18 protein-coding genes are annotated in these 19,766 nt (G+C 73.1%); 16 read left to right on the plus strand and 2 right to left on the minus strand.

All coding sequences use genetic code 11. The features are described from left to right. Window positions 1-205 precede the first annotated feature (205 nt). The 7 genes from rsmD (at window position 206) to mutM (ending at window position 5,463) form a co-directional block, all read left to right on the plus strand. The gene (gene rsmD / locus P3T27_RS34840) at window positions 206-790 is read left to right on the plus strand and encodes a 16S rRNA (guanine(966)-N(2))-methyltransferase RsmD (protein WP_280685310.1); all 585 of its coding nucleotides are present in this window, start codon (window positions 206-208) and stop codon (window positions 788-790) included. Between the two features lie 49 nt (window positions 791-839). Beyond that, window positions 840-1,331 carry a pantetheine-phosphate adenylyltransferase gene (coaD, locus tag P3T27_RS34845; protein ID WP_280685311.1) on the plus strand — a complete coding sequence of 164 codons (492 nt, stop codon included), beginning with the start codon at window positions 840-842 and terminating at the stop codon, window positions 1,329-1,331. A 214-nt stretch (window positions 1,332-1,545) separates the two neighbouring features. Further along, window positions 1,546-2,736 (plus strand): ATP synthase F0 subunit B, encoded by a 1,191-nt coding sequence (locus tag P3T27_RS34850; protein ID WP_280685312.1) that lies wholly within the window; start codon window positions 1,546-1,548, stop codon window positions 2,734-2,736. A 172-nt stretch (window positions 2,737-2,908) separates the two neighbouring features. Beyond that, window positions 2,909-3,553, plus strand: coding sequence for a DUF177 domain-containing protein (locus P3T27_RS34855; RefSeq protein ID WP_280685313.1), 645 nt, complete (start codon window positions 2,909-2,911; stop codon window positions 3,551-3,553). Window positions 3,554-3,555: 2 nt separating this feature from the next. Then, window positions 3,556-3,729, plus strand: a complete 174-nt coding sequence (rpmF, locus tag P3T27_RS34860) for a 50S ribosomal protein L32 (RefSeq protein WP_030056747.1) — start codon at window positions 3,556-3,558, stop codon at window positions 3,727-3,729. A gap of 20 nt (window positions 3,730-3,749) precedes the next feature. Continuing rightward, window positions 3,750-4,544 (plus strand): ribonuclease III, encoded by a 795-nt coding sequence (rnc, locus tag P3T27_RS34865; RefSeq protein ID WP_280685314.1) that lies wholly within the window; start codon window positions 3,750-3,752, stop codon window positions 4,542-4,544. Window positions 4,545-4,584: 40 nt separating this feature from the next. Continuing rightward, complete coding sequence (gene mutM / locus P3T27_RS34870) at window positions 4,585-5,463, plus strand: bifunctional DNA-formamidopyrimidine glycosylase/DNA-(apurinic or apyrimidinic site) lyase (RefSeq protein ID WP_280685315.1); 879 nt, start codon at window positions 4,585-4,587, stop codon at window positions 5,461-5,463. 6 nt (window positions 5,464-5,469) lie between these two features. Here mutM and P3T27_RS34875 read toward each other — a convergent pair whose 3' ends face one another. Continuing rightward, window positions 5,470-6,390 carry a hypothetical protein gene (locus P3T27_RS34875; RefSeq protein WP_280685316.1) on the minus strand — a complete coding sequence of 307 codons (921 nt, stop codon included), beginning with the start codon at window positions 6,388-6,390 and terminating at the stop codon, window positions 5,470-5,472. Window positions 6,391-6,711: 321 nt separating this feature from the next. Here P3T27_RS34875 and P3T27_RS34880 point away from each other — a divergent pair, with 321 nt between their 5' ends. From P3T27_RS34880 to ftsY, 6 genes are all read left to right on the plus strand, one after another. Next, on the plus strand, window positions 6,712-8,076 hold the full coding sequence (locus tag P3T27_RS34880; RefSeq protein ID WP_280685317.1) for a hypothetical protein: 1,365 nt from the start codon (window positions 6,712-6,714) through the stop codon (window positions 8,074-8,076). 132 nt (window positions 8,077-8,208) lie between these two features. Continuing rightward, window positions 8,209-8,712 (plus strand): helix-turn-helix domain-containing protein, encoded by a 504-nt coding sequence (locus tag P3T27_RS34885; protein ID WP_348534184.1) that lies wholly within the window; start codon window positions 8,209-8,211, stop codon window positions 8,710-8,712. Window positions 8,713-8,741: 29 nt separating this feature from the next. Next, on the plus strand, window positions 8,742-9,041 hold the full coding sequence (locus tag P3T27_RS34890) for an acylphosphatase (RefSeq protein WP_280685318.1): 300 nt from the start codon (window positions 8,742-8,744) through the stop codon (window positions 9,039-9,041). Between the two features lie 405 nt (window positions 9,042-9,446). Next, entirely contained in the window at window positions 9,447-9,650 is a 204-nt protein-coding gene (locus P3T27_RS34895; RefSeq protein ID WP_030243474.1) for a hypothetical protein, read from the plus strand. 191 nt (window positions 9,651-9,841) lie between these two features. Beyond that, the gene (gene smc / locus P3T27_RS34900) at window positions 9,842-13,483 is read left to right on the plus strand and encodes a chromosome segregation protein SMC (protein WP_280685319.1); all 3,642 of its coding nucleotides are present in this window, start codon (window positions 9,842-9,844) and stop codon (window positions 13,481-13,483) included. 47 nt (window positions 13,484-13,530) lie between these two features. Further along, the gene (ftsY, locus tag P3T27_RS34905) at window positions 13,531-14,745 is read left to right on the plus strand and encodes a signal recognition particle-docking protein FtsY (protein ID WP_280685320.1); all 1,215 of its coding nucleotides are present in this window, start codon (window positions 13,531-13,533) and stop codon (window positions 14,743-14,745) included. Between the two features lie 149 nt (window positions 14,746-14,894). On the opposite strand, the gene P3T27_RS34910 is transcribed toward ftsY, so the two are convergent. Further along, complete coding sequence (locus P3T27_RS34910) at window positions 14,895-15,578, minus strand: bifunctional DNA primase/polymerase (protein WP_280685321.1); 684 nt, start codon at window positions 15,576-15,578, stop codon at window positions 14,895-14,897. Window positions 15,579-16,189: 611 nt separating this feature from the next. Here P3T27_RS34910 and P3T27_RS34915 point away from each other — a divergent pair. The 3 genes from P3T27_RS34915 to P3T27_RS34925 all read left to right on the plus strand — a co-directional run bounded on the left by P3T27_RS34915 (window position 16,190) and on the right by P3T27_RS34925 (window position 19,722). Then, window positions 16,190-17,644, plus strand: a complete 1,455-nt coding sequence (locus tag P3T27_RS34915; protein WP_280685322.1) for a hypothetical protein — start codon at window positions 16,190-16,192, stop codon at window positions 17,642-17,644. A 309-nt stretch (window positions 17,645-17,953) separates the two neighbouring features. Beyond that, on the plus strand, window positions 17,954-19,387 hold the full coding sequence (locus tag P3T27_RS34920) for an ammonium transporter (protein WP_280685323.1): 1,434 nt from the start codon (window positions 17,954-17,956) through the stop codon (window positions 19,385-19,387). Continuing rightward, window positions 19,384-19,722 (plus strand): P-II family nitrogen regulator, encoded by a 339-nt coding sequence (locus tag P3T27_RS34925; protein WP_280685324.1) that lies wholly within the window; start codon window positions 19,384-19,386, stop codon window positions 19,720-19,722. Before P3T27_RS34920 ends, P3T27_RS34925 begins: the two co-directional genes overlap by 4 nt. The last annotated feature ends 44 nt before the right edge of the window (window positions 19,723-19,766 follow it).

Consider the following 19,766-nt stretch of genomic DNA (forward strand, 5'->3'; position numbering starts at 1 on the left):
CCGATCCGCCCCCCCGGCGGTGGGGGGGGGGGCCGCCCCGCCCCTGGGGGGGGGCGCCGCGCCCCGCTGCGGGGGTCGGGGCGGGGCCCCCCCCCCCGGGCGGGGGGGGCCCACGGCCGCTGCTCCTCCGCCCGCCTCCGGGGCGCCCCCGGACCTCGGGGCGGGATAGCGTGGTGCGGCAGCGACGAAAGGACCTTCCACCACCATGACCCGCGTGATCGCCGGGCTGGCCGGCGGCCGCCGGCTGGCCGTACCGCCAGGCCGGGGCACCCGTCCGACCTCCGACAAGGCCCGCGAGGCGATGTTCTCCACCCTGGAGGCGCTGCGCGGCACCCTGCACGGGGCCCGGATGCTCGACCTGTTCGGCGGATCGGGCGCGGTCGGTCTGGAGGCGCTGTCGCGCGGTGCCGGACACGTCCTGCTGGTCGAGGCGGACGGCCAGGCGGCGCGGGTGATCCGGGAGAACGTCCGCACGATCGGCCTGCCGGGCGTGGAGGTGCGGGCCGCCAAGGCGGAGAAGGTGATCGCGGGCCCGCCCCCGCAGACCCCGTACGACCTGGTCTTCCTCGATCCGCCGTACGCCGTGACGGACGAGGAGCTGCGCGAGATGCTGATCACACTCCTGGCCGGGGGCTGGCTCGCGGCGGACGCACTCGTCACCGTGGAGCGCAGCACCCGTGGCGGCGAGTTCGGCTGGCCCGAGGGCTTCGAGGTGCTGCGCTCGCGCCGCTACGGCGAGGGCACGCTCTGGTACGGTCGCGCCGCCGCCGAGGCCAGCCAGCACGAGTAGCGGGCCGAGGCCCGCAGCAGCCATCACCCCACGAGGGAGCACACACGCCATGCGCCGCGCCGTCTGTCCCGGTTCGTTCGACCCGATCACCAACGGTCACCTCGACATCATCGGGCGGGCCTCGAAGCTGTACGACGTGGTCCATGTCGCGATCCTGATCAACCGGAACAAGCAGGGCATGTTCACCGTCGAGGAGCGGATCGGCCTGATCGAGGAGGTCACCGCGGACTTCGGGAACGTGGTGGTCGAGTCGTACCACGGCCTGCTGGTGGACTTCTGCCGGGAGCGCGGGATCCCCGCGATCATCAAGGGCCTGCGCGCGGTCAGCGACTTCGACTACGAGCTGCAGATGGCCCAGATGAACCACGGCCTGACCGGCGTGGAGACGCTGTTCGTGCCGACCTCCCCGACCTACAGCTTCCTCTCCTCGACGCTGGTCAAGGAGGTCGCCTCGTACGGCGGGGACGTCTCCCACCTGCTGCCGGAGACGGTGCACCGGCGGCTGGTCGAGCGGATCGCGGAGCGCAGGGCCCAGCAGTAACCGGAGCGCGAGGGGCGCCGGCCGGCGCCGGGCAGCCGTCCGTTTCTGCCGGTTCGTCATGGCTTGTCCGGTGTCCGGTCAGCCGGTCGGGCTCGGGCGTTGTGACCTCGCCGCGCGGTGGCCGTACAGTCTGTATTCCTGCCCTGCGGTGAGGTTCGCCGCGTCGGGCCTGCCTCCGCCGGACCGTCGGCGGCACACGGAAAGACGAAGCCCCGTGGACGTGCAGAACAAGGTCGACGAGATCGTCGCGGCGGTCGAGAACGCCCGTTCGATGCCGATGTCGGCCTCCTGCGTGGTGAACCGGGCCGAGCTCATCGGCCTGCTCAACGACCTCAAGGCGGCGCTGCCCGCCGAACTCGCCCAGGCGCAGTCGGTGATGGCCGACCACGAGCAGGTGGTGGCCGGCGCCCAGGCCGAGGCGGACCGGATCATCCAGGGCGCGCACGCCGAGCGGGGCTCGCTGATCTCCGACACCGAGGTGGTCCGCCGGGCCCAGGCCGAGGCCGACCGGATCCTCGCCGAGGCCCGCGCCGAGGTCGAGACCAAGCGCGCCGAGGCCGACGACTACGTGGACAGCAAGCTCGCCAACTTCGAGGTCGTGCTGACCAAGACGCTGGGCTCGGTCGGCCGCGGCCGGACCAAGCTGCGCGGCGACTCCAGCGTCTTCGAGACCGAGCACGAGGGCGAGCCGGACGGCGAGGAGTTCCAGCCGCAGCGGATCAGCCCCAGCCCCGAGGTCGACGAGTACGTCGATGTGAAGCTCGCCACGCTGGAGAACGTCCTCGGCGCAACCCTGGAAGCGGTCGGCAAGGGCCGGGACAAGCTGCTCGGCAAGCGGTCGATCGACGAGCTGGGCGCCTACCTGGCCGCCGCCGACGAGGCGCAGCAGGCCAAGGAGCGGGCCGAGGCGGTGGCCGCGGGCTTCGCCCACGACGCCGACGGCGACGACATCGCCTGGTACCGCGAGGACGTCCCGCAGCAGCAGACCTGGCCGGAGCAGACCCCGGCCGCGGCGGGCTGGCAGGCCCCCGGCACCGACCAGTACGCGGCGGCCCAGCAGCAGGGCGGGCAGTACGCCGAGGTGTACGGCGGCGGCTACGACCCGGCCGGCCAGGGCGACCCGTACGGGGCCCAGTGGGGGTACCAGCAGCAGGGTGCCGCGGACGGCTACCCGCAGCAGCCGGACTACGCGGGCCAGCAGCAGCACGGGGGCTACGACTACCAGCAGCAGCAGCAACAGCAGCAACAACCGGGCTACGGCGCGCAGCAGTACGACGCCTACACCTACCCGCAGCAGCCCGCGGCCCCGCCGGCCGTGGCGCAGCAGCAGGGCCTGGACGAGACCAGCTTCTTCGACACCAGCATGATCGACATGACCAAGCTCCGGGAGCTGGGCGGCCGCTGAGCCGGGCCCGCGCGGCCCCGTCGGGCGTCCCTGACGGGGCCGAAGTTGGGCCTGGGGGGAGACTCCGGTAGGCTGACCACTCCGGCCTTTTCGTGTCGGACTGTCGGCTTGCCCGCGCGCCACCGGCGTGAAGGCGCCGCACATCGATGTTTCCCATGGAAGTCAGGACACCTTGAACCGCCTCGACCACCGCGACCCCCTCGTGTTCGACACGCACGAGCTGGGACGTCGCCCGGGCTCGCTGCGCAAGGTGTCCCGCACTCTGGAGGCCCCCGAGGGCCTGGGGATCATCGACGTGATCGGTGTGCCGGAGAAGAGCGAACTCCATCTGGAGCTCCGCCTGGAGTCCGTGGTCGAGGGCGTGCTGGTGACCGGCACCGCCGAGGCCCGGATCGAGGGCGAGTGCGTCCGGTGCCTGGAGCCCGTCGAGGACGACATCGACGTCGACTTCCAGGAGCTGTACTACTACCCGGAGTCCGACGAGCGTCACCGCGCCCGGACCACCGGGACCGAGGACCTCGACGAGGACTCGGAAGAAGAGACTTACCGCCTGGAGGGCGACTTCTTCGACCTCCAGCCGGTGCTGCGTGACGCGGTGGTGCTCGCACTGCCGCTGCAGCCGGTGTGCCAGGAAGACTGCCTGGGCCTGTGCTCCGAGTGCGGAGCGCGCCTGAGCGACGACCCGACGCACCACCACGACGCCGCCGACCCCAGGTGGGCGGCTCTGCAGGGACTCTCCGCCGCCCCCGGCGACGAGGGTGACGGGATCAAGAACAGCGACACCCGTGAGGGTCTCGCCGAGAACCAGGAGAAGTAGCCGTGGCTGTTCCGAAGCGGAAGATGTCGCGCAGCAACACGCGCCACCGCCGTTCCAACTGGAAGGCCGTCGTTCCGGCCCTCGTGGCGTGCGACCGCTGCCACGAGCCGAAGCTGGGCCACATCGCGTGCCCGAGCTGCGGCACGTACAACCGTCGCCAGGTCCTCTCGGTCTGATCGGCGGGGTGCACGGATCGATGTCGGACGGTAGCTCCACCCGCAAGGCGTCCGCCGCCCCGAAGGGTTCCTCTTCGGGCGGTGGCAGGGCCGGTGGGCCGGCTTCGACCGAATACGACGTCCTGGAAGGGCGCCTCGGGTACACGCTCGAGCGCGCCCTTCTGGTGCGTGCCCTGACCCACCGCTCGTACGCGTACGAGAACGGGGGTCTGCCCACCAACGAGCGCCTGGAGTTCCTCGGCGACTCGGTGCTGGGCCTGGTGGTGACCGACACCCTCTACCGCGTCCACCCGGACGTCCCGGAGGGCACGCTCGCCAAGCTGCGCGCCGCAGTGGTCAACTCCCGCGCGCTCGCGGACGTCGGCCGGGGCCTGGACCTCGGCGAGTTCATCCGGCTCGGCAAGGGCGAGGAGGGCACCGGCGGCCGCGACAAGTCGTCGATCCTCGCCGACACCGTCGAGGCCGTGATCGGGGCCGTCTACCTGGACCAGGGTCTGGACGCGGCCACCGAGTTCGTCCACCGGCTGTTCGACCCGCTGATCGAGGAGTCCTCTCAGCTGGGCGCCGGCCTGGACTGGAAGACCAGCCTGCAGGAGCTCACCGCCTCGGTGGGCATCGGGGTGCCCGAGTACGTGGTCATGGAGTCCGGTCCGGACCACGAGAAGACCTTCACCGCGGCGGCCCGGGTGGCCGGCGAGGACTTCGGCAGCGGCGTCGGCCGCTCGAAGAAGGAGGCCGAGCAGAAGGCCGCCGAGAGCGCTTGGCGGGCGATCAAGGAGAAGTACGCCGACCGGCTGCCCGCCGGGGCGCAGTAGTCTTCCTCCTGCCGATCACTTTCGCAGGAGGCCTGTTCCCGTGCCCGAACTTCCCGAGGTCGAGGTCGTCCGCCGTGGTCTGGCGGACTGGGTCGCCGGGCGGACCGTCGCCGACGTCCAGGTGCTGCACCCGCGTGCGGTGCGCCGCCAGCCCGCCGGCGCGGCCGACTTCACCGCCCGGCTGACCGGCACCACCCTGGGCACCGCGCAGCGGCGCGGCAAGTACCTGTGGGTGCCGCTGGCGGGGACCGGCACAGGCTTCTCGCTGATCGGCCACCTCGGGATGAGCGGCCAACTCCTCGTCCAGGACCCGTCGGTTCCCGACGAGACGCACCTGCGGGTACGGCTGCGGTTCACCGACGGCGGGCGCGAGCTGCGCTTCGTCGACCAGCGGACCTTCGGCGGCCTCGCGGTCGAGGAGGCCGAGGACGGCGACCCGGAGGGTACCCCGCTCTCCATCGCGCACATCGCCCGCGACCCGCTCGACCCGCGCTTCGACGACGCCGCCTTCACGGTCGCGCTGCGGGCCAAGCGCACCACCGTGAAGCGGGCGCTGCTCGACCAGACGCTGATCAGCGGGGTCGGCAACATCTACGCCGACGAGGCGCTCTGGCGCTCCCGGCTGCACTACGACCGCCCGACCGCGACGCTCACCCGCCCGCAGAGCGCCGAACTGCTGGCCAACGCCCGCGAGGTGATGACGGCCGCGCTCGCCGTCGGCGGCACCAGCTTCGACAGCCTGTACGTCAACGTGAACGGCGAGAGCGGGTACTTCTCCCGGGACCTCGACGCGTACGGCCGCGAGCACGAGCCCTGCCGCCGCTGCGGGACCCCGATCCGGCGGGCCGCCTGGATGAACCGTTCCAGCTACTTCTGCCCCCGCTGCCAGCGCGTGCCACGGGCCCGCAGCGGGGACTGAGGCGGCTCAGTGCTTGGCGAGTTCCGGTTGGTCGGCGGCCGCCTCGCCGGGGGCGCCGTGGGTGTCCTGGCCGAAGTAGGCGACCCCGACCGCGGACACCACCGCGAGCAGGAAGCCGACCACGCCGAGCCAGCCCAGGCCGGACTTGGAGGAGTCGCCGAGCCAGAGCACGCCGATCGCGCCGGGCAGCACCGTCTCGCCGACCACCAGCGCGGCCGTCGCGCCGTTCACCGAGCCGATCTGCAGCGCCACCGTGTGCACGTACATGCCGCCGAGGCCGCCGACCAGGATCGCGTACAGGGCCGGGTCGGAGAGCAGCTTGGCGAGGTCGAACGGGTCGATGCCGTTCAGGATGCGCACGCCGACGCCCAGCGCGCCGAAGCCGAGACCGGAGAGCAGACCGGCGACGATCGCGCCCTTGGAACCCATCCGCCGCACCAGCAGGCTGCCGCCGACCAGCAGCACGGTGGTGACCACCAGCAGCCACCAGTGGAAGGCCATCTCGGCGTGGTGGCCGCCCTCGGGCCCGGCCGAGACGGCCAGCAGCACCAGCGCCGAGCAGAGCACGCCGATCGAGGCCCACTCCAACTGCTTGAGCCGGATGCCGAGCAGCTTGATGCTCAGCACCGCGGTGATCACCAGGTTGGCGCTGATGATGGTCTGGGAGAGGAACAGCGGCAGCAGTCGCGCGGCCAGCGCGCCCAGCCCGAAACCGATCAGGTCGAGCACCGTACCGAGGATGAACTCCCAGGTGACGGCGGCCTTCGCGGTCGAGGACAGGCTCGGCCCGCCGTGCTCGGTGGTGCCGGTGGTGGCGCCCTTGGCGGCCTCCTCACGTGCGGAGCGGCGGGATCCGACGGCCTGGAGGACTGAGCCGGTGCCGTAGCAGGCGGATGCCGCTACGGCGGTGACGAGGCCGATGATCACCGGGTGCTCCGATCGGGAGGTAGGTCAGGAACGGGCTTGGTCAAGAAAAGGCAATGGGACCAGTGGTCCGGGACCACTATGCCCGCCCGCGCGATACGGTCGGGACGCCGCCCGGAACGCCGCCCGGAACGCCCTGGGCCCGCCGGGACGTACGACCGGGCGCCTGCCGCAGTTCCCGCACACCGCCCGCATCGGGGACGACTGGGGGAAACATCATCCCGGAGGAGGGGCGAAGCCCCGGCGGACGGCGGGGAATCCTGTCATTACCAGTATGCGAAGGGTATGCCGTGCTCCGACGCCAGTCGCGGTAGCGTCGTGGGCATGAGAACCCTTGCACGACGTTCCCGGGGCGCCGGGCCGTTTGCCCTGGTGGCGACGCTGCTCGGGCTGCTGCTCCTGCTGGCGCCGGCGGCCTCGGCCGCCGGCGGGCTGGACGACGCGGCCTCCACCCTGAAGCAGGGCCGGGTCTACGTCGACCCGGCGATGACGAGTCGATTCAGCCAGAGCCAGGCCGACGCCCTGACCGAGAAGATCAACAAGGCCGACAAGCCGATCTTCGTCGCGATCGTCCCGGCCGACTCCGCCTACGGCGCCCAGACCGTCTTCAACGACCTGCGCACCAAGGTCGGCATCGACGGTGCCTACGCGATCTGGCGCGGGGACCAGTTCGCGGCCAAGGCCGACCGCGGCGCGATGTCGCAGGGCAGCGCCGAGCGCATCGCCGGCGCCGCCTTCCGCTCCCACAACGGCGACATCGCCGCCACCGTGAACGACTTCGTCGACAGCGCCGCCCCGCAGACCAAGGGCACCGGGGTGAACCACACCACCTCGATCGCCTGGGTGGTCATCCCGGTCGTGCTGCTCGCGCTGGCCGGTGCCGGCGTCTTCCTCCTCTTCCGCCGCGCCAAGAAGCGCAAGGAGGAGCAGGCCCGGGCTGAGCTGGAGCAGCTGCGCCGCGTGGTCGACGAGGACATCACCGCCTTCGGCGAGGAGCTGGACCGGCTCGACTTCAACCCGGCGGCGGCCGACGCCGACGACACCCAGCGCACCGACTACACCCACGCCCTGGACTCCTACGAGAAGGCCAAGCGGCTGATGGACGAGGCCAAGCGGCCGGACGACGTCAAGCCGGTCACCGAGGCGCTGGAGGACGGCCGGTTCGCGCTGGCCACCCTGGCGGCCCGGCGGGAGAAGCGCCCGGTGCCCGAGCGCCGTCCCCCGTGCTTCTTCGACCCGCGCCACGGCCCGTCCGTCAAGGACGCCGACTGGGCCCCGGCCGGCGGCGCCGCCCGTACCGTCCCGGTCTGCCAGTCCGACGCGGACCGGCTGGCCACCGGCCTCGACCCGGCCATCCGCACCGTCGAGACCGAGCACGGCCCGCAGCCGTACTGGAACGCCGGACCGGCCTACGCCCCCTGGGCGGGCGGCTACTTCGGCGGGTTCGGCGGCGGCGGCCTGCTGCCGGGCCTGCTGGTCGGCACCATGCTCGGCTCGATGATCAGCAGCCCGGCCTACGCCGCGGCGCCGATGATGGACCACGGCTACCAGGACCAGTACGAGGGCGGCGACTTCACCGGCGCCGACTTCAACTCCTCCGACTTCAGCGGCGGCTTCAGCGACGGTGGCGGCTTCGGTGGCGGCGACTTCGGCGGTGGCGGGGACTTCGGCGGCGGCGGCGACTGGTGACCCGCTGACCCGATCGCCCACCTCCGCGGCCCCGCCGGTTCGTCCGGCGGGGCCGCGTCGCGTTCGCGGGCCGGTCGTTGTGCGCGGGCGCATCGGGTTTGAGAAGGCAACCCGGTGTGGCAGGCTGGCGCTGTGACCCCCGACACCGAGTCCGTCCGCGCTCCGGGCACCGTCCCCGGCCGACCGTGCTCGATGGCGGCCGCGTTGCAGGTGGTCGGCGAGAAGTGGGCGCTGCTGGCCGTCCGCGAGCTGTTCTACGGCAACCACCGCTTCGACCGGATCGCCCGCAACACCGGCGCGCCCCGGGACCGGCTGACCGCGCGGCTGCGGGCGCTGGAGGAGGCGGGGGTGGTCGAGCGGCGCCCGTACAGCGAGCGGCCGCCCCGCTACGAGTACCACCTCACCGAGGCCGGGCGGGACCTCGCGCCGCTCGCCCACGCGCTGCGCACCTGGGGCGACCGCTGGGTGCTGCCGGAGTCGCCGGTGACCTTCGACCACGCGCCCGAGGGGCACGAGCCGCACCCCTTCGACCCGACCTGGGTCTGCCGCTGCTGCGGCCGGGAGGCCCGCCGGGGCGAACTGCGCGCGCGGGTCCACACCCCGGGCTGGACGGTCGACGGCCCCGTGGAGCTGTGACCGGGCGGTGCGGCGGCTAGGGTCGGGGCATGCACGGTCGCGACGCCCACAGTGAGGAACCGGTCCGGGTGACCGCCTGGGTCCGGGGGAAGGTCCAGCAGGTCGGGTTCCGCTGGTGGACCAGGGCGCGGGCGCTGGAGATCGGCCTGACCGGCTACGCGAGCAATCTCGGCGACGGCCGGGTGCAGGTGGTCGCCGAGGGCCTGGCCGCCGACTGCGAACAGCTGCTGGAGCTGCTGCGCGGCCCGGACACGCCAGGCGGCGTCAGTGGCGTCACCGAGATCTGGACGGCCGTCGGCCCCGGCTACGAGGGCTTCGAGATCCGCTGAGCCCGGCCCGTACCCGGCGCGGGCCGGAACTGCTCCGCAACTGCCGGTGTCATGCGGTTGCCATCCGGGCAGACTCGTGGTTGACTCCGCATCGAACGATGATCCACGAGCACGTGGCCGGACCCGGCCCGAGACCCCCAGGCGTGACGACACCGCCAGGCAGGTGACAGGGGCGCGGTAGCGTGCGGTGATCGTGTTGACCCGTACCGTCTTTGGTGAGACGCTGGAAACCCGCGCACACGACCGCGTTTTCCCGGTAGGTGCATGCCCTCGTGAGCCCAGCTCACGGTGGTTGTGCCGTCAGTGCCCAGCCAGCACTGCCGGTGACGCGCCGCGCGTGCGTGCCCCTTCCCCCTAGACCTGTACCGTTCCGGTTCGGTCACTCAGCGTGGAGGACCATTCATCATGGCAAAGGCGCTTCTCGGGTACGTCGGCGGCCCCGACCCGCGAATGCTCTCCGAGATGCGACGGCTTCAGCAGCGCGTCCAGGATCTTGAATCCGAGCTCCTTCGGATGCAGGCTGAGAACGACGCGCTCACCGCTGTCGCTGACGAGCACTCGCTGCTCAACAGCATCGATCTGGATCAGCGGGAGCCGGCTCTCACCTGAGTCCCGCCCGGTCCTCGCAGATCGACGCCGCTGTGCACTGAGCCGCCCCGAAAGGGACGCAGCTTTGCAAGGGACGCCCGGTTGTGGCGTCCCTTCGTCGTGTCCGGGTCGTGTCCGGGACGCGCGGCCCGCCGGGGATACAGTCGCCGTTGAGCCCTGGGCCCCTGGCGAGCGATGAGGAGACCGGCAGCGTGCACCTGAAGAGTCTGACGCTGCGCGGGTTCAAGTCCTTCGCCTCCAGCACCACCCTGCGTTTCGAGCCCGGCATCACCTGCGTGGTCGGCCCGAACGGCTCCGGCAAGTCGAACGTCGTCGACGCGCTGTCCTGGGTGATGGGGGAGCAGGGCGCCAAGTCGCTGCGCGGCGGAAAGATGGAGGACGTCATCTTCGCCGGGACCAGCGGGCGCCCCCCGCTCGGCCGCGCGGAGGTCAGCCTCACCATCGACAACGCCGACGGCGCCTTGCCGATCGACTACGCCGAGGTGACCATCACCCGGACCATGTTCCGCAACGGCGGCAGCGAGTACGCGCTCAACGGCGAGACCTGCCGCCTGCTGGACATCCAGGAACTCCTCTCCGACTCCGGCATCGGCCGCGAGATGCACGTCATCGTCGGCCAGGGCCAGCTGGACTCCGTCCTGCACGCCGACCCGATGGGCCGCCGCGCCTTCATCGAGGAGGCGGCCGGCGTCCTCAAGCACCGCAAGCGCAAGGAGAAGGCGCTGCGGAAACTGGACGCGATGCAGGCCAACCTCAACCGCGTCCAGGACCTGGTGGCCGAACTGCGCCGCCAACTCGGACCGCTCGGCCGGCAGGCCAGGATCGCCCGCCGCGCCGCCGGCATCCAGGCCGCGCTGCGCGACGCCCGGCTGCGGCTGCTCGCCGACGACCTGCTCGCCCTCCGCCAGGCCGTCGAGGCCGAGATCGCCGACGAACTGGCACTGCGGCTGCGCCGGACCACCGTCGAACAGGAGCTGGCCCACGCGGTGCAGCGCGAGGCGGTGCTGGAGGCGCAGGTCCAGCAGCTCGGCCCCAGCCTGGAGGCCGCCCGGCAGACCTGGTACCGGCTCTCCGCACTCGCCGAGCGCAGCCGCGGCACCATCGGGCTGGCCGAGGCCCGTGCCCGACACGCCGCCGCCGGGGGACAGGCCGAGGAGCGGCGCGGCCGTGACCCCGAGGAACTGGAGGAGGAGGCCGCGCGGGTCCGGGAGGAGGAGGCCGCGCTCACCGAGGCGCTGGAGGAGGCCCAGTACGCGCTGGCCGAGGCGGTCGAACGCAAGGGCGGGCTGGAGCGTGAGCTGGCCGCCGAGGAACGCCGCCTCCGGGACGCCGCCCGGGCCATCGCGGACCGCCGGGAGGGCCTGGCCCGGTTGCAGGGGCAGGCGGCCGCCGCCCGCTCCAGGGCGGCCTCCGCTGAGGCCGAGACCGGCCGGCTCGCCGAGGCCAGGGACGACGCGCTGCTCCGGGCCGGGGCCGCGCAGGACGAGTACGACGAACTCCAGCGGCAGGTCGACGGCCTGGCCGGGGACGACGGGCAGGCCGAGGCCGCGCACCAGGAGGCCCGGGAGCGGCTCGCCGCCGTCGAACGCGACCTCGCCGCCGCCCGGGAGGTGGCCGGCGCCGCCGAGCGCGAGCGGGCCGGGCTCACCGCGCGGCACGAGGCGCTGTCCCTCGGGCTGCGCCGCAAGGACGGCACCGGAGCCCTGCTCGCCGCGGGGGAGCGGCTGAGCGGGCTGCTCGGTCCGGCGGCCGCCCTGCTGCGGATCGTCCCCGGGTACGAGGCGCCGGTGGCGGCGGCGCTCGGTGCGGCGGCCGACGCGGTGGCCGTCGACTCGCCCGGCACCGCCGCCGAGGCGCTGCGGCTGCTGCGCGCCCAGGACGCCGGCCGGGCCGCGCTGCTGATCGCGGGTGCGGGTGAACCGGCCGCCGACGCGGGGGAGCTGCCCGCCGGTGCCCGCTGGGCCGCCGAACTCCTCGACGGGCCGCCGGGGTTGGCCGATGCCGCACGGAGCCTGCTGGCTCGGGTGGCGGTCGTCGGCACCCTCGACGAGGCACTGCGGCTGATCGCGGACCGCCCCGGGCTGACCGCCGTCACCGCCGACGGGGACCGGCTCGGCGCCGGCTTCGCGCACGGCGGCTCCGACGGCGCACCGAGCCTGCTGGAGACCCAGGCGGCGGTCGACGAGACCGCCCGGGCGATCGGTGAACTCACCGCCCGCTGCGCCGAGTCGGCCGAGTGCCTGGCCGAACTCGCCGAGCGGCGGCGGGAGTCGGCCGACGCGGTGGATCAACTCGCCGACCGGCGGCGGCAGGCGGAGCGGGAACGGGCCCAGGTGGCAGGCGCGCTCGGCCGCCTCGGCGGGCAGGCCAGGGCCGCCGCCGGCGAGGCCGAACGGCTGTCCGCCGCCACCGCGCGGGCCGACCAGGGCCTGGACGAACTGCGCACCGCCGCCGAGGAGTTGGCCGAGCGGCTGGCCGCGGTCGAGGAGTCGGCGGATGCCGGGGAGGACGAGCCGGACACCGCAGAGCAGCAGCGGCTGGCCGAGGCCGCCACCGGCTCCCGGCAGGCCGAGCTGGAGGCCAGGCTCGCGGTGCGCACCCACGAGGAGCGGGTCCGCGCGCTCGCCGGCCGGGCGGACCAGCTGGACCGGGCCGCCCGCGCCGAGCGCGAGGCGCGCGCCCGGGCCGCCGAGCGCCGTCGCCGCGCCGCGCACGACGCCCGGGTCGCGAACGCCGTCGCGGCGGGCGCCCGGCAGCTGCTGGCCTGCCTGGAGGTGTCGCTGGCCCGCGCGGACGCCGGGCGGGCGGCGGTCGAGCAGGCGCGCGCCGAGCGCGAGACCGAACTGCGGGCGCACCGCGAGCAGGGCCGCGGCCTCAAGGAGGAACTGGACAAGCTGGTCGACGCCGGCCACCGGGACGAGGTGCTGCGGGCCGAGAAGCGGCTGCGGATCGAGCAGTTGGAGGCCCGCGCGCTGGAGGAGTTCGGCATCGACGGCGGTGAACTGCTCGCCTCGTACGGGCCGGACCAGCTCGTCCCGCCGTCCCCCGAGGAGCCGGCCGCCGACGGCGCCGCAGCGGAGGGGCGGCAGTCCGGCGAGCCGCGCCCGTACGACCGGGCCGAGCAGGAGAAGCGCCTCAGGGCGGCGGAGCGGGCGTACCAGCAGCTGGGCAAGGTCAACCCGCTGGCGCTGGAGGAGTTCGCGGCGCTGGAGGAGCGCCACCGGTTCCTCGGCGAGCAGCTGGACGACCTCAAGCGCAGCCGGCGCGACCTGCTGGACATCGTCCGGGAGGTGGACGAGCGGGTCGAGCAGCTGTTCACCGCGGCGTACCACGACACCGCCGCCCAGTTCGAGGGCGTCTTCGCCCGGCTGTTCCCGGGCGGGGAGGGGCGGCTGGTGCTGACCGACCCGGCCAACATGCTCACCACCGGCGTCGAGGTGGAGGCCCGTCCGCCGGGCAAGAAGGTCAAGCGGCTGTCGCTGCTGTCCGGTGGCGAGCGCTCGCTGACCGCGGTGGCGCTGCTGGTGTCGATCTTCAAGGCCAGACCCAGCCCGTTCTACGTGATGGACGAGGTGGAGGCGGCGCTCGACGAGACCAACCTGCGCCGACTGGTCGGGATCATGGAGGAGCTGCGGGAGAGCTCCCAGCTGATCGTGATCACCCACCAGAAGCTGACCATGGAGTCCGCGGACGCCCTCTACGGCGTGACCATGAAGGGGGACGGCATCTCGCAGGTGATCAGCCAGCGGCTGCGCGAGTCGGTACCTCCCGGTCGGCAGGCCGGGGGAGGGCGTCGGGAGCGGTCCGGGGCCGCCCGCAGCGCATCCGTGTAGGGCGGCTGCGGTCCATCCGGGCTCCGGTCACGGATACTGGAGCCGTTATGGAATACGTGATCCTTGCCGTAGTCATCGCCGTGGTCGCCGTCGGCGCGATCGCCGGCCTCGTCGTTTCCGGCAGACGACGCCAGCAACTGCCCCCGAAGTCGCAGGCGCCGGTCATCACGGCGCCGCCGACCACCCCGCAGGAGCCCCAGGTCGGCGAGGAGGCCGCGCCGCCGACCGAGGAGCCCCGCCGCACCGTCGAGGAGGTGCAGCTCCCTGAGGCCGAAGTCGAGGCCCCGGCCGAGGTCGAGGTCTCCGAGGCCGAGGCGGCCCCCGCCGTCGAGGTCCCCGAGCCCACCGCGGGCCGGCTGGTCCGGCTGCGCTCCCGGCTCTCCCGCTCGCAGAACTCGATCGGCAAGGGCCTGCTCTCGCTGCTCTCCCGCGAGCACCTGGACGAGGACACCTGGGAGGAGATCGAGGAGACCCTGCTGATCGCCGACGTCGGCGTGGCCCCCACCCAGGAGCTGGTCGAGCGGCTGCGCACCCGGGTGAAGGTGCTCGGCACCCGGACGCCCGACGAGCTGCGCGCGCTGCTGCGCGAGGAGCTGGTCGAGCTGGTCGGCAAGGACGCCGACCGCACCGTCCGCTCCACCAAGCACGCGGAGGGCCCGGCCGTGGTCCTGGTGGTCGGCGTCAACGGCGTCGGCAAGACCACCACGACCGGCAAGCTCGCCCGCGTCCTGGTCGCCGACGGCCGGACGGTGGTGCTCGGCGCGGCCGACACCTTCCGTGCCGCCGCCGCCGACCAGCTGCAGACCTGGGGCGAGCGGGTCGGTGCGCGCACCGTGCGCGGCCCGGAGGGCGGCGACCCGGCGTCGATCGCCTTCGACGCGGTCAAGGAGGGCATCGCCGAGGGCGTCGACACCGTGCTGGTGGACACCGCCGGCCGGCTGCACACCAAGACCGGCCTGATGGACGAGCTGGGCAAGGTCAAGCGGGTCGTCGAGAAGCACGGCCCGGTGGACGAGGTGCTGCTGGTGCTGGACGCCACCACCGGCCAGAACGGCCTGATCCAGGCCCGGGTGTTCGCCGAGGTGGTCGACATCACCGGCATCGTGCTGACCAAGCTGGACGGCACCGCCAAGGGCGGCATCGTGGTCGCGGTCCAGCGCGAGCTGGGCGTGCCGGTCAAGCTGATCGGTCTGGGCGAGGGCGCGGACGACCTGGCGCCGTTCGAGCCGGGCGCGTTCGTGGACGCGCTGATCGGGGACTGAGGCCCCTCCCGTCCGTAGGGTCCGCTCCGCGAGGGGCGGGCCCTTTCGCGTACCCGGGCCCTGTTGCCCTACCCGGGTCCCGCTTCCGCACCCGGGCCCCTTCGGGTGTCCGGGGCCGTGGCGGCGGGCGGGTTACGGCGGCGGGCGGGTTACGACGCGAGCCAGGCGGGTTCGGCGGTGCGCTCGCGGCCGCGGTGGCAGGCGTAGGCGAGGGTGCCGAGCAGCAGCCGGGCCTCGGGCGGGCAGCCGGCGTTGTCGCGGGTGGGGCGGCGCAGCCAGCGGACCGGGCCGAGCGCGCCGAGCACGGTGGGCGGGGCGGCCACGTAGCTGCCCTCGCCGTGGCAGGCGAGGTCGAGCGCGGCGTCGTCCCAGCCCATCCGGTAGAGCAGGTCGGGCAGGCGGCGGGCGGCGCCGGCGGCGACCAGGAACTGCAGCCGGCCGGTGGGTGCGGCGAGCACCGGGCCGACCTGGGTGCCCATCCGCTCCAGCCGGACCAGCGCCTGCAGGCCGGCCTGCTCAGGGACGTCCAGGACGTCGAAGGCACGACCGGTCGGGAACAGGACCGAGCCCTCGGCGTCCGCGGCCCGGGCCCGGCGCTCGCCGCCCGGTACGGGGTGCAGACCGGGCGCGGCGCAGCGGGCGGTGCCGCAGGGACAGCGGGTCGGGGCGGTGGCGGTGGCGGAGGCGGCCGGGCCGCCGGTGGCGACCGTCCAGCCCCAGCGGCCGGTGTACTCCGCGGCGGCCTGGGACGCGGTGACCTTGGTGCGGCGGCGCGCGCCCAGCGGTGTCAACCGCAGGTGCCCCAGTCGAAGTTCGCCGAACAGGTTGTCCATGCCTCCCCCAACAGGTTCTCGTTGCCGATGGTTACGGGACGGTGACTGTGTGTTGCCGGTCCGTTGCGTGGTGCGTGGTGCGTCGTGCGGTGGCGGCGTGCGGCGCTCGGTGTGCGCCTGTTGCGGTGGTGCGCCTCGGGCGCCGCCTTGTGACGGGCGGCACCGATGCCGGATCGTCGGGTACGCGAGGTGGCCGCCGATCAGGTGGGCGGCAAACTCGCTTGTGGCTGCGGCGGGTTGCCGGGACTCGCCGGGTTTCGCCGGAGGACTTGGCGGCCCGCATATGCCGGACCGTCGGACTACCTAGTGAAGCGCGCGGGCCGTTGCTTCGGTTCACTCCTGGGGGTGGCGAAGGGTGGCGTTTCGCCAGGGCCGCTCCCGCGGGTGCCGCGCGGGGCATTACGTTCAGCACACGGACGTCGTCATGGAGTCGACTCCAGCCCCTCGGGGCACGGGAGTTGGGAATCTGACGCGCCGTCCGTAACGATGGCACACCAGTGCGACAGTACGGTACGGCAACACCTCAGGCACGGCACGTCTGGCAAGGGCCCGCAACCGTCGGGCGTCACGATCGGGGCCCCGCAGGGGCCGGGCGGGATGGGGACGTTCCCATGGCAGAGAAGCAACCCAACGAGAAGCTGACCACGTGGTTCGTCCGCAGCGGCTGGTCCAAGGGCGAGCTGGCCCGTCAGGTCAACCGCCGGGCCCGCCAGATCGGCGCCCACCACGTGTCCACCGACACCTCGCGGGTGCGTCGCTGGCTCGACGGCGAGCAGCCCCGTGAACCGATTCCCAAGATCATGTCGGAGCTCTTCTCCGAGCGCTTCGGCTCGGTGGTCTCGATCGAGGACCTCGGCCTGCGCGCCGCGATCCCGGTCTCCACCGTGGGTGGCGGCGTCGACCTGCCGTGGAGCGCGCCGCAGACCGTCCAGCTGATCAGCGACTACTCCCGCAGTGACCTGATGCTCAACCGTCGGGGCTTCCTCGGCACCTCGCTCGCGCTGACCGCCGGCGCCGCGCTGATCGAGCCGATGCAGCGCTGGCTCACCCCCGGCCCGGGCGGCACGCCCACCCCGATCCTCGCCGCGGCCAACGGCGGCGACCCGTTCACCGGCCGGCTGTCCGAACCCGAGCTCGAACTGCTGGAGCAGACCACGGTCATGTTCCGCCAGTGGGACGCGCAGAACGGCGGCGGGCTGCGCCGCAAGGCCGTCGTCGGCCAGCTCCACGAGGTCACCGACCTGCTCCAGGAGACGTACAACGAGCACACCACCCGGCGGCTGTTCCGGCTCACCGCCGAACTCGCCCACCTGGCCGGATGGATGTCGTACGACGTCGGGATGCACCCGAGCGCGCAGAAGTACTACGTGCTGGCCCTGCACGCGGCCAAGGAGGCGGGCGACCGCCCGTTCGGCGCACTGATCCTCACCGACATGAGCCGCCAGATGATCCACCTCAACCGGGGCGAGGACGCCCTGGAGCTGATCCACCTCGCGCAGTACGGCAGCCGCGACACCGCCACCGCGCGCCAGCAGTCCCTGCTGTACGCGATGGAGGCGCGCGCCTACGCCACCATCGGCGAGGTGAACCGCTGCGCCCGGGCCGTGCGGCTGTCCGAGGACACCTTCACCGACATCCGCGAGGGGGACGAGGAGCCGGACTGGCTGAAGTTCTTCTCGCCGGCCGAGCTGAACGCCGAGAACGCGCACTCCTTCCGGGACCTCGCCTACCACTCCGACAACGGCGAGCTGTACGCCTCGATGTCCGCGCCGGTGATGGAGCGCGCGGTGGACCTGTTCCGCCAGGACGGCGACCACGTGCGCTCGTACGCCTTCAACCTGATCGGCATGGCCAGCGTCCATCTGCTGCAGAAGGAGGCCGAGCAGGCCGCGGTGATGGCCGAGCAGGCGGTGGACATCGCCACCAAGGTGCGCTCGGAGCGGCTGAACTCCCGGGTCCGCAAGACCACGGAGGCCGCGGCCGCCCGGTTCAAGGGCGTGGACGCGGTCAGCCGGCTCAAGGAGCGCGTGGTTCAGGACATTCCGGAGTACGTCTCGGTGGTCTGAGGACCCCGATCCGGCGGTCCGCCGACCCGCCCCGAGGACCCCGCCGACCGTGACGGCCGCCGCCGCCACGGTCGGCGGTCCGTGCGCCACCGGCGGTGCCGTGCGGCGGCACGGTAACCCGTTCGGCCCTGCGGCAGGGCCGTGGTTCACGTGGCCGTAACCCGCGCGTCGCACGCGTCACGGCCGCGAAACAACCGGCCGCACTGGCCGAAACCAGCCTTCGGCACTCTCCTCTTCATCGCCGACACCCCGGGTGGCACGGGACAGGTAACCCGGGTGTGGATCGGCTTTCACGCAGAGGAGACGCCGATGCCGGACGGCTTCAGCGCGGGCGACACCGCTTTCGTGCTCATCAGTGCGGCCCTGGTCATGGTGATGACCCCGGGCCTGGCCTTCTTCTACGGGGGCATGGTCAGGGCCAAGAGCACGCTGAACATGCTGGCGATGAGCTTCCTCTCGCTCGGCATCGTCAGCGTGCTCTGGGTCCTCTACGGGTACTCGCTCAGCTTCGGGCCCGACTCCTTCGCCGGCCTGATCGGCAACCTGGACTTCCTCGGGATGCGCGGCATCGGCCTGAACGACCTCACCGGGACCATCCCGGTCACCGCGTTCGCCACCTTCCAGCTGATGTTCGCGATCATCACCCCCGCGCTGATCAGCGGTGCCGTCGCGGACCGGGCCAAGTTCTCCGCCTGGGGCCTGTTCATCGCGCTCTGGGTGAGCGTCGTGTACTTCCCGGTCGCGCACTGGGTGTTCTTCTTCGACGGCGGCAACGGCGGCTGGCTGGGCGACCGCAACGGCGTGATCGACTTCGCCGGCGGCACCGCCGTGCACATCAACGCGGGCGTCGCGGGCCTCGCGCTCTGCCTGGTGCTGGGCAAGCGGGTCGGCTTCAAGAAGGACCCGATGCGCCCGCACAGCCTGCCGCTGGTGATGCTCGGCTCCGGGCTGCTGTGGTTCGGCTGGTTCGGCTTCAACGCGGGCTCGGCGCTGGCCGCCAACGGCGTCGCCGCGATGGCGATGGTCAACACCCAGGTCGCCACCGGCGCGGCGCTGGTCGGCTGGCTGGTCTACGAGAAGCTCAGGCACGGCGCGTTCACCACGCTGGGCGCCGCCTCCGGAGCGGTGGCCGGTCTGGTCGCCATCACCCCGGCCTGCGGCTCGGTCAGCCCGTTGGGCGCGGTGGCGATCGGCCTGATCGCCGGCGCGGTCTGCTCCGCCGCGGTCAGCCTCAAGTACCGCCTCGGCTTCGACGACTCGCTCGACGTGGTGGGCGTGCACGCGGTGGGTGGCGCGATCGGCTCGCTGCTGATCGGCCTGTTCGCCACCGGCGGGGTCGGCCAGACCGCCAAGGGCCTGTTCTACGGCGGCGGGCCGGCGCAGCTCGGCAAGCAGGCGATGGGCGTGGCCGTGGTCGCGGCGTACTCCTTCGCCGTCTCCTGGCTGCTGGCGAAGGCGATCGATCGGACGGTCGGCTTCCGGGTCACCGAGGAGGTCGAGGTGGCCGGTATCGACCAGGCCGAACACGCCGAGTCCGCCTACGATTTCAGCGCGGTGGGTGCGGGTCTGGCCCGGGCCCTGCCGGTCCTGGGCGGCGCCGCCGCGACCGCTCCGTCGGTGGCGAAGGCCGCGGACGGGCCCGCTGGGAAGGCCAGCGACAAGGCCAGCGACAAGGCCGGGGCGAAGCCCGCCGAGAAGACCGCCACCACGCCCGCCGAGAAGACCGAGGTCGACGCCCGATGAAGCTCATCACCGCCGTGATCAAGCCGTACCGCCTGGACGAGGTGAAGGCCGCCCTGCAGGCCTTCGGGGTGCACGGCCTGACCGTCACCGAGGCCAGCGGCTACGGCCGCCAGCGCGGCCACACCGAGGTCTACCGGGGCGCCGAGTACACCGTGGACCTGGTCCCCAAGGTCAGGATCGAGGTGCTGGTCGAGGACGAGGACGCCGACGCCCTGATCGAGGTCCTGGTGAAGGCCGCCCGGACCGGCAAGATCGGCGACGGCAAGGTGTGGAGCATCCCGGTCGACACCGCCGTCCGGGTCCGCACCGGCGAGCGCGGCCCGGACGCCCTCTGAGGGCGTCCGGCACCGCCCCCCCCGCACGCCACAGGCGGGCCCGC

This window comes from Kitasatospora sp. MAA19 (assembly GCF_029894125.1).
Taxonomy (GTDB): Bacteria; Actinomycetota; Actinomycetes; order Streptomycetales; family Streptomycetaceae; genus Kitasatospora.